Here is a 9,670-nt window from a genome sequence, read left to right as displayed (position 1 = left end):
AAGCTCGAAGCTCGAAGCTCGAAGCTCGAAGCTCGAAGCTCGAAGCTCGAAGCTCGAAGCTCGAAGCTCGAAGCTCGAAGCTCGAAGCTCGAAGCCAGCATAATCCCCTAGCTTACCAAAGCAGCAACCCCCGTGGGGTGACCTCACGGGGGTTGCTCTTCTCTTCCAGCTTATGGCTTATCGCTTCCGGCTTTAGTTGACCTGATAGCGATGCAGACGATGGCGCCGCTCGAACTCCTGCACGCGCTGGCGAGCAAACTCGACGGTCTGCGCGGTCATCACGCTCATGTTCTCGTCTTTCAGCTCGCCGCCCAGGTGACGGACGATGACCATCGCGGTCTCGACCATGGCCTCGAAGGCCGCCGACGTGTCGGAGGCCCCCGGCAGCGGCATCAGCAGGGTGATGCCCGGGGTGAGGAAGTCGTCCATGGCCTCGATGGGGAAGGTCCCCGGCTTGACCACGTTGACCATCGAGAACTGCAGGGCACTGCCCGGATCCTCGGTCTCGAAGCGATGGAAGATACCCATGTCGCGACTGTAACGCAGGCCACAGGCCAGCATCAGGTCGAGCAGTGCGGTGCCGGAGAACCCCTCCTCACCGCGCGCCATGACGCTGATCACGATCAGCTCCTCGGCCTCGCCCAGGGTGTCACGGGCATGATCGGCGTCGACGTCGTGACGCAGCGCCTTCTCGAGCACCGGGTGAGCACGCACCACGTCGTCTTCCTGGGGCGGAGGGCTCGACGATTCGGCGGAGGCCTCGCGGCGGGGAGCGAACAGCGGATCGTTCTCCTCGAGGTCGGCCGCCTGGCGACGCTCGACCTCCTGCGCGCGGGCCTCGGCCTCACGCTGCTGACGAGCCACTTCCTCGGCTTGCTGCGCCTCGCGGGCGGCCTGTTCGCGCTTCACTTTCTCGGCCTGCCGCGCCTCGCGGGCAGCCTGTTCACGCTTCGCCTTCTCGGCTTTCTCCTGCTCACGGCGGGCACGCTTCTGATCGCGTCGTTCCGCGAGATTCTTCTGCAGGGAGGCCCCGAAGCGCTGCACCGAGGAGCCGACCCGCCGGGAGCCGCTCTTCAGGGAGTCGCCCATGCCTTCCAGGTCGACCAGCCGATAGTGCTCCTCATCGTAGCCATCGTGATCGGCGGGGTCGGCTACCAGCGGTTCAGGCGCGTCTGCCTCGGGCCGTTCGGCGTCATCGCCGAGGGCGGGCTCGCGACGCGCCGCGTCGTTCGGGGGAGCCTCCGCCGGCGCAGGCTGGCCGGCATCGGCGGACGGGCGCGCCTCTGCCGGGTCCGCGACGCGCGCATGAGCGGACGCCACGTCCTGCTCTTCCCGGTGCCGGGCCGCGAACGGGCGCTCGCTCTCACGCGACGCTCCTTCATCCGCCTGGCGTTGAGCCCCGGGAGACGGTGACTCGGCCGGCTCCTGTTCGCCCTGCTGTCGACGAAACTCCGACAATACGCGAGACGGGCCAGGATGATCCTGGCGCTGGAGCTTGGGCTTGGGCTGTACGCCTCGCTCGTCCGCCGGCCTGACGACTCGCGCCCCTCCGTTGGGCAGCTCCCAGTTGATTTCGGCCTCGCGGGCCACTGCTTCGGGGTCCTCATCGGGGCCCTGGGCATCGTGTCCGGCCTGGTCGAGGCGCGGGACAAGACGCTGGCGCTGCAGGCGACGCACGCCGTCGATGACGATCAACGTCACCAGCGCCAGCCCCAGAATGATCAGCCACTCTCTTAGTTCCATGGGTCGTCATGCCTTTTTGCTAAGGCGCCATGCCTGATGGTTGTCCGTCAACAGCATAGCGCGATTGCCCGAAAAAGGACCAATTATTTTGGTTGTCAAGTCCGCTCTTTTTTAACGGAACTCGCACCGGTCCTCTGCAATCGCCCTGCGAAAATCCCTTCATATACGTGCAATGCAACATCGCTTTCTTCCTTGTTAACCCTTTTGCCGTTGGCGTTCAAGCCCATCAGGCCTCGGCCAGGGCCGCCGCCTCATCGACGCCCACCGCCACCAGACGCGACACCCCCGGCTCCTGCATGGTCACACCCATCAATCGTTCCGAGGCTTCCATCGCAATCTTGTTGTGGGTGATATAGATGAACTGTACCGAGTCCGACATCTCCTTCACCAGCTTCGCATAGCGTCCCACGTTGGCATCATCGAGCGGGGCATCCACCTCGTCGAGCATGCAGAAGGGAGCCGGATTGAGCTGGAAGATGGCGAATACCATGGACAACGCGGTGAGGGCCTTTTCTCCCCCCGAGAGCAAATGAATGGTGCTGTTCTTCTTGCCGGGGGGGCGAGCCATGATAGCCACCCCGGTCTCCAGCAAATCCTCGCCGGTCAGGGTCAACCATGCGGTCCCGCCACCGAAGACCTTGGGGAAAAGCGTCTGCAGACCGCTATTGACTCGCTCGAAGGTGTCGCGGAAGCGCGTGCGGGTTTCCTGGTCGATACGCCGAATCGCCCGGTCCAGGGTCTCCAGCGCCTCGCTGAGCTCGCGATGCTGCGCCTCCAGGTAGTCGCGCCGCTCGGCCTGCTGGTCGTACTCCTCGATGGCCGCCAGGTTGATGGCCCCCAGCCGGCGAATGCGTTCGCCGACCTCCTCCAGACGGGTCTGCCAGGCCGACTCGGTGGCATTGGGATCGAGGCCTTCGGTCAGGGCCGTCGCGTCGTGACCCAGCTCGCGCAGCTGCTCGTCCTGGGTCTCGGCCTTGAGCGCCAGCGCCTGGACCTGCATGCGCGACTCCTGCAGCCGCTCGCGAATGCCCTCGAGCTGGCGTTCGTGCCCCTGGCGAGCCTGCTCGTCCTCGCGCAGCCGCTCCACCAGACCGGCGGCCCGGGAGCGCGCCGCGTTGAGCTCGCGCTCCTCCCGCTCGCGCCGGTGCAGTAGCTCCTCGAGGCGCTCGCGGCGCTCCTCGTCGGGTTCGAAGAGCCCCTCTCGGGCCTCTTCGAGCTCGGCACAGCGCTGTTCGAGACGCCCGCGTGCCTCCCCGGAACGCCCCTGCTGCTCGGCCAGGCCGGCCCGTTCGGTGGTCAGCCGCTGGTGTTCCAGCGCCAGCCGCTGGGCCTGCTCGGCCAGCGGACGCTGCTGGGAGCGCAGCTGGGCCAGCCGCTCGCGGGCCTGCTGACGAGACCGCTCCAGGCGCTCGCGGGTCTCGGCGCCCTCCTCCAGACGGGCCATGGCCGCCTGCCAGTGCTCGCGGGTCTCCTCGATGGCCAGGCGCGTTTCCTCGGCGGACTCGGCCAGCCCCTCGAGCTCTTCGCCGAGTTCATCGGCGCGGCCCTGAAGATGCTCGAGCCGACTGGCCAGGCCGCTGTCCTGTACCGCCAGCTGCTGACGCTGCTGCTCGAGGTCACGCTCCTCGAGGCGCAGTGTCTCAAGCCCTTCCTCGGCCCGCTCGACGCGTTCGGCGGCCTCGGCGAGGCGCTCTTCCTGGGTTTCGAGACGCGCCTCCACCTCGGCGAGCTCCTCGCGGACCTCCGCCTCGCGGCGGCGGCTGACCAGCAGCGCATCGGGGCCCTCGTCCTGGCCGCGGTGGCGCGCCCAGCCGTCGCCCAGCCACAGCCCGCAGGCGGTGATCAGGCTCTCGCCGGGCGCCAGGCCGTCGCGCTCGGCCCAGGCCTGCTCGCGGCTCGGCGCGCAGCGCACCCCGGCCAGCCACTGGGCCGCCGCCCCGGCGCCTCGAACCCGGGCCGCCAGGCTGCCGGCCGGAGCCTCACGCTCCGCGGCCTCGAGCAGCCCCAGTTCGGGCGCCAGCGACGGCGTCAACAGGCTCGCGCCGTCGGCAAGCGGCGCGAGCCGGGCACGCAGCCAGGGCGCCAGCACCCAGGACACGACGTCCTCCCAGCCGGCCTCCACTTCGAGGCATTCGCCGAGCCGCGGCGCCTGAGCGAGCCCCTGGGCGGCCAGGTGGTCGTCTAGGGTCTCGTCGTGATCGGCCAGGGCCGCCTGGATCAGTGCTTCGAGCGAGGCCAGCTCGCCCTGCAGGGTGCTGCGCCGCTGGCGATCGGCCTCACGCCCCGCCTCGGCCTCGCGCACCGCCTCTCGAGCGGCATCGCGGTCGGCCTGGCCCTGCTCGCGGCGCGCTTCACGATCGGCCAGGCGCTCCTCGAGCTCGGCCAGGCGCTCGGCCACCTCGTCGCGCTGGGCTTCCAGCCCGGCGATGTCGGGAAGTTCCTCGCGCTGCTGGCGACGCTTGCGGACATCGGCGTCGATGCGTTCGAGACGCGACTCCTGCTCGCGAAGTCGATCCTGGGCGCGTTCGGCCTCGCGGCTGTCGGCCTGCCAGGTCTCGCCGAAGGTTTCCCAGTCGGCGTCCGCCTCTTCGGCCTGCGGCTCGGCGTCTTCCAGGGCCGCCTCCAGCTCGGCGAGCCGTTCGGCGACCTCCTCCTGCTCGGGCCCCAGCGTCTCGAGGCGCTCGTCGAGGCGCGCCAGGCGCTCGCCGTCGTCCTCGCCGAGCCGCATGAGATCCGACAGCTCCTGGCGGGCGGCTTCAAGGTCGCGAGCCAGCTGCTGGTCCCGGGCACGAGTGTGCTCGAGGTCCTGCTCGAGGCGGGCGATGGCGGTGGTGGTCTCGTGAAAGCGGGTCTGGTAGCCCTCGAGCTCGGTCGCCAACTGGTCGTGCTCGGCGCGGGCCTCCTCCAGGCGGGTCTCGCACTGGCGCAGCCCCAGCACCTCGCGCTCCACCGCGGTCTCGAGGTCGCGGACCCGGCTCTCCTCCTCGTCCTGGCTGGCGCGCAGGGCACGCCCCCGCAGCAGCGCCAGTTCGCCCTTGAGCCGATACTCTTCCTGCTTGAGGGTCTGATAGCGGCGCGCCGCGTCGGCCTGGCGCTTGAGCCGCTCGAGCTGCTTGTCGAGCTCTTCGCGGATGTCCTCCAGGCGCTCCAGGTTCTCCTGGGTACGGCGCATGCGGTTCTCGGTCTCGCGGCGTCGCTCCTTGTACTTGGAGATGCCGGCGGCTTCCTCGAGGGTGGAGCGCAGTTCCTCGGGGCGTGACTCGATCAATCGCGAGATCATGCCCTGGCCGATGATGGCGTAGGAGCGTGGCCCCAGGCCGGTGCCCAGGAACAGGTCCGAGATATCGCGGCGGCGACATTTCTGACCGTTGAAGAAGTAGCTGGACTGGGCCTCGCGGGTGACCTGGCGCTTGACCGAGATCTCGGCGTACTGGGCATAGGGGCCGCCCATGGTCCCGTCGCGGTTGTCGAACAGCAGCTCGATGGAGGCCTGGCCCACCGGCTTGCGCCCGGTGGAGCCGTTGAAGATGACGTCGGTCATCGACTCGCCGCGCAGGGTCTTGGCGGACGACTCGCCCATGACCCAGCGCACCGCGTCGATGATGTTGGACTTGCCGCAGCCGTTGGGCCCGACGATGGCGGTCATGTTGCCGTCGAAGGGCACGGTGATAGGGTCGACGAAGGACTTGAAGCCCACCAGGCGAATCGACTTCAGGCGCATTATTCCACGACCCTGTCGATGACCAGTGGTTCGGGCTCGCCGTCGGCCTCGCCGACCGCCACCCCCTCGAGCCGTCCCATCAGGTCGCCGGGATGGGGCTCGGCCTGGCCGCTGGCCGAGGCCCGCACCACCAGGCGCACGTCCTCGACAGCGGACAGCCGGGCTCCGGGGGCCATGGCGTCGCCGTCATCGAGGGTCAGGGTGGTCGGCAACTCGCCCAGGGTGGTGCGCACCACCGCCAGGGGCGGCAGCTCGCCGGCCATGTCCCGGGCCACCACGAACACGGCGGTGTCGGCGTCCAGGCGTCCAACCAGCTCGGGGGCCAGGCTGACGCGCACGCGGACGCCCGGCGCCCCGCTCGCGTCCGGCGTCTGGCCCATACGTCGCTGGGCGGCACGGATGCCCTGACGCAGAGCCTCGGCGGCCTCGGGATTGTCCATGCCGGCGATGGCACGACGCCAGCGATCGATGGCCGTCTCGTAGTCGGCGCTCTCGAAGGCCTCGATGCCCAGCATGCCAAGCACGGTGGGCTGGCCCGGATCGGCCGCCAGGGCCTCGTCGACCAGCGCCTGAACATCTGGCGTGAGCTCGCGGCCGGCAGCGAAGTAACGCAGCTGGGCCAGTTCGGCGAGCAGCCAGGGAGTGCGCCCCTCGAGGTCCAACAGCCGAGTCAGCGCGCGATCGGCCTCGCTGACGCGTCCGCTGTCGCGATAGAGCGGGAACAGCGAGCGCCAGACGTTGGGATTGTCGGGCTGGCGAGCGGCCTGGGTCTCCAGGCGGCCGATCAGTTCGGGCAAGCTGGCCTCGGGGTCGGCCATCACCTGCTGCTGGATGCGGTAGAGCGCCAGGTCACCCTCGGCGCCCTCCCAGCGATACCAGAGCACGCTGACCACCACCAGGGCGACCATCGCCAGCGGCACCAGCAGCTTGCCTGCACCGGCCGGCTTGAGCGGTGAACGGGTCGACGCCGAGGCATCGTCGAGCAGGCTGCGCTCGAGCTCGAGGCGATCCTCGTCGAAGCGCGCCGCATCGATCTCGCCGCGCTCGCGAGCGGCCTCCAGAGAGGCCAGCCGGCGACGGTAGACGGCGACGTTCTGCCGGGTAGTGCGATCGTCGGCCTCGTAGTCGGACTGGGCCCGGGCCACGGCGCCGGCGCGCCGCAGCGGCAGCACCAGCAGCCACAGCGCCGGCACCAGCAGCAGGGCGAAGGCAAGCCACAGTGCGATCATCGCTGCTCCTCCCGGCCGATCAATGCGTCCAGCCGCGCCCGCTCATCGGCGGAGAGCCGCCGGGAAGAGGCCCGGCGTCGTGCCCGCACCACCAGCACCACCAGCAGGGCGCCGCCCAGCAGCAGGGCGGCGGGCAGCCCCCACAGCAGCAGGGTGCGCCCTTCCAGGCGCGGGTTGTAGAGCACGTAGTCGCCGAAGCGGCGCACCATGAAGTCGAGGATCTCCTTGTCCGAGCGGCCGTCTTCGAGCAGCTGGTAGACCCGCTGGCGCATGTCGCCGGCGATCGGCGAATCCGAATCGCCGATGGACTGGTTCTGGCACTTGGGGCAACGCAAGGTCGCGGTCAGCGATGCGAAGCGCTCGCGCATCACCGGGTCGTCGAAGTCGCGCACCTCGATGGCGGCCTGGGCCAGCGCCGGCCCCAGCAGCGCCAGCATCAGCAACACGCGGATCAGTCGCGCCATTTTTCCACCTCCGGCAGGATCACTTCGGTCACGTCCTCCGGCGAGATATAGCCGGTGTGGTGATAGCGAATCACCCCGTCGGCATCGACCAGGAAGCTCTCCGGGGCGCCGTAGACGCCGAGGTCGAAGCCGAGGCTGCCCTCGGGATCGAACAGGTTGACCTCGAAGGGATTACCGAACTCGGCCAGGAACTGGCGGCCCTTCTCGCGGCTGTCCTTGTAGTCGACGCCGACCAGGCGCACGCCGCGATCGGCGAGTTCCAGCAGCTGCGGCATCTCCTGCTTGCAGGTCGGACACCACTCGCCCCAGACGTTGACCAGGGTGACCTCCCCCTGCAACAGCGAGGCGTCGAGGGTCCGGCCGGGATCGTCCAGGGCGCTCAGCGCAAAGGCCGGGAAGGGCTTGGCGACCAGCGCCGAGTCGCGCTCGGCGGGATTGATCGAGAGTCCCTGGTAGAGGAAGCCGCCCAGCACCAGGAAGCCGACCAGCGGCAGCAGCAACAGCAGGCGACGCTTCATGCGGCCACCTCCCGCGGGACGCGTTCGGGATCCGGGGCGGTGGCCGCCCGCCGGTAGCGGCGATCGATTACCGCCAGGATGCCGCCGACGGCCATCAGCAGCGCGCCCAGCCACAGCCAACGCACGAAGGGCTTGTACTGCAGGCGCAGCGCCCAGCTGCCATCGCCCAGGTCCTCGCCCATGGCCACGTAGAGGTCACGGAACAACCCCGGGCGCAGCGCCACGTCGGTCATCGGCATGCCACGGGCGATGTAGAGGCGCTTCTCCGGGGTCATCACGAAGCCGCGAGCATCGTCGCCGCGGCGCACCTGGATGCGCGCCGCGTCGGCGACGTAGTTGGGTCCGCGGCGGCTGCCAAGCTCGGTCATGGTGAAGGTGTAGCCGGCCACCTCGACGCTGTCGCCCACCGCCATGCGCACGTTGCGCTCCACGGCGTAGTTCGACACCACGGTGACGCCGACGATGGTCACCGCCAGGCCCAGGTGACCGAGCACCATGCCCCAGTGAGCCAGCGACAGGCGGCGCAGGCCGGCCAGGCGCCGCCCTTTGCTGTCGCGGCTCTTCTCCCACAGGTCGCGAACCAGCGGCAGCACCACCCACAGCGCCGCCACCAGCCCCAGGGTGACCTTGAGATTCCACTCACCGCCGTAGACCAGCGGCGCCAGCAGGCCGATGCCCAGCGCCGCGGCGCCGGCCAGCCAGACCCGCCGGAGCAGGCTGCCGCCGGCGGTGCGCTTCCAGTGCGCCAGGGGGCCGAGCCCCATGAACACGCACAGGATCACCGTCAGCGGCACGAACAAGGCATTGAAGTAGGGCGGGCCGACGCTGATCTTGCCCAGGTTCAGGGCATCGAGCAGCAGCGGGTAGACGGTGCCCAGCAGCACGGTGACCGTCATGATCACCAGCAGGATGTTGTTGACCAGCAACAGCGCATCCCGCGACAGCCAGGTGAAGCCGACCCGGTGGCTGACCCGGGGCGCACGCAGGGCGAACAGCAGCAGCGAGGCACCCACGGTGATGCCCAGCAGCACCAGGATGAACAGCCCCCGGGAGGGATCGTTGGCGAAAGCGTGCACCGAGGTCAGCACCCCGGAGCGCACCAGGAAGGTGCCCATCAGTGACAGCGAGAAAGTGGAGATCGCCAGCAGCACCGTCCAGCTCTTGAAGGCGCCACGCTTCTCGGTCACCGCCAGCGAGTGGATCAGCGCGGTGCCGGCCAGCCAGGGCAGCAGCGAGGCGTTCTCGACCGGATCCCAGAACCACCAGCCGCCCCAGCCCAGTTCGTAGTAGGCCCACCAGCTGCCCAGCGCGATGCCCACCGAGAGGAAGGCCCAGGCGACGTTGGTCCAGGGCCGCGCCCAACGGGTCCAGGCGGCATCCAGGCGACCGCCGAGCAGCGCGGCGATGGCGAAGGCGAAGACCACCGAGAAGCCGACGTAGCCCATGTAGAGCATCGGCGGGTGGATGATCAGGCCGACATCCTGAAGCAGCGGGTTGAGGTCGGCGCCGTCGGCGGGCGGGTTGGGCAGCAGCCGCGCAAAGGGATTCGAGGTGATCAGCACGAAGGCCAGGAAGCCGGCCGAGACCAGGCCCATCACCCCCAGCACACGCGCCAGCATGTCGCGCGGCAGCTCGCGTGAGAAGCGGCTGACGGCGAAGGTCCAGGCGCCGAGGATCAGGCTCCACAGCAGCACCGAGCCCTCGTGATTGCCCCACACGGCGCTGGCCTTGTAGTACCAGGGCAGCAGCGAGTTGGAGTTGTTGGCCACGGTCGCCACGCTGAAGTCGTCGAGCAGGTAGCTGGCGGTCAGGCAGGCATAGGCGACGATCAGGAACAGGAACTGTCCGGCGGCCATGGGGCGCGCATAGGCCATCCACAGCGGCCGCCGGGTCGCCGCCCCGGCCAGCGGCACCACCGCCTGCAGCGCCGCCATCAGCAGCGCGATGATCAGCGCGAAGTGACCGATTTCGGGAATCAGCGGGGTCAACATGGCG

At 69.3% G+C, this 9,670-nt stretch carries 6 protein-coding genes; all 6 read right to left on the bottom strand.

Going from position 1 to position 9,670, the window contains the following annotated elements; all coding sequences use genetic code 11:
• Positions 1 to 192 precede the first annotated feature (192 nt).
• Complete coding sequence (gene zipA / locus FHR96_RS14260) at positions 193 to 1,743, bottom strand: cell division protein ZipA (protein WP_183388360.1); 1,551 nt, start codon at positions 1,741 to 1,743, stop codon at positions 193 to 195.
• Positions 1,744 to 1,969: 226 nt separating this feature from the next.
• Positions 1,970 to 5,464, bottom strand: coding sequence for a chromosome segregation protein SMC (gene smc, locus FHR96_RS14255; RefSeq protein WP_183388359.1), 3,495 nt, complete (start codon positions 5,462 to 5,464; stop codon positions 1,970 to 1,972).
• On the bottom strand, positions 5,464 to 6,693 hold the full coding sequence (gene ccmI, locus FHR96_RS14250; RefSeq protein ID WP_183388358.1) for a c-type cytochrome biogenesis protein CcmI: 1,230 nt from the start codon (positions 6,691 to 6,693) through the stop codon (positions 5,464 to 5,466). The genes smc and ccmI overlap by 1 nt, the downstream gene beginning before the upstream one ends.
• Positions 6,690 to 7,157, bottom strand: coding sequence for a cytochrome c-type biogenesis protein (locus FHR96_RS14245; protein WP_183388357.1), 468 nt, complete (start codon positions 7,155 to 7,157; stop codon positions 6,690 to 6,692). Before FHR96_RS14245 ends, ccmI begins: the two co-directional genes overlap by 4 nt.
• Entirely contained in the window at positions 7,145 to 7,675 is a 531-nt protein-coding gene (locus FHR96_RS14240) for a DsbE family thiol:disulfide interchange protein (RefSeq protein ID WP_183388356.1), read from the bottom strand. The genes FHR96_RS14245 and FHR96_RS14240 overlap by 13 nt, the downstream gene beginning before the upstream one ends.
• The gene (locus FHR96_RS14235) at positions 7,672 to 9,666 is read right to left on the bottom strand and encodes a heme lyase CcmF/NrfE family subunit (RefSeq protein ID WP_221195835.1); all 1,995 of its coding nucleotides are present in this window, start codon (positions 9,664 to 9,666) and stop codon (positions 7,672 to 7,674) included. The genes FHR96_RS14240 and FHR96_RS14235 overlap by 4 nt, the downstream gene beginning before the upstream one ends.
• Positions 9,667 to 9,670 lie beyond the last annotated feature (4 nt).

It is taken from the genome of Halomonas organivorans (genome assembly GCF_014192055.1).
In the GTDB taxonomy this organism is placed as follows: domain Bacteria; phylum Pseudomonadota; class Gammaproteobacteria; order Pseudomonadales; family Halomonadaceae; genus Halomonas; species Halomonas organivorans.
This window is presented reverse-complemented; position numbering and strand designations above follow the sequence as displayed.

Bases quoted from the DNA above. Each gene is read 5' to 3' on its own strand.
- zipA (WP_183388360.1), bottom strand. From the start codon at position 1,743: ATGGAACTAAGAGAGTGGCTGATCATTCTGGGGCTGGCGCTGGTGACG.
- smc (WP_183388359.1), bottom strand. From the start codon at position 5,464: ATGCGCCTGAAGTCGATTCGCCTGGTGGGCTTCAAGTCCTTCGTCGAC.
- ccmI (WP_183388358.1), bottom strand. From the start codon at position 6,693: ATGATCGCACTGTGGCTTGCCTTCGCCCTGCTGCTGGTGCCGGCGCTG.
- FHR96_RS14245 (WP_183388357.1), bottom strand. From the start codon at position 7,157: ATGGCGCGACTGATCCGCGTGTTGCTGATGCTGGCGCTGCTGGGGCCG.
- FHR96_RS14240 (WP_183388356.1), bottom strand. From the start codon at position 7,675: ATGAAGCGTCGCCTGCTGTTGCTGCTGCCGCTGGTCGGCTTCCTGGTG.
- FHR96_RS14235 (WP_221195835.1), bottom strand. From the start codon at position 9,666: ATGTTGACCCCGCTGATTCCCGAAATCGGTCACTTCGCGCTGATCATC.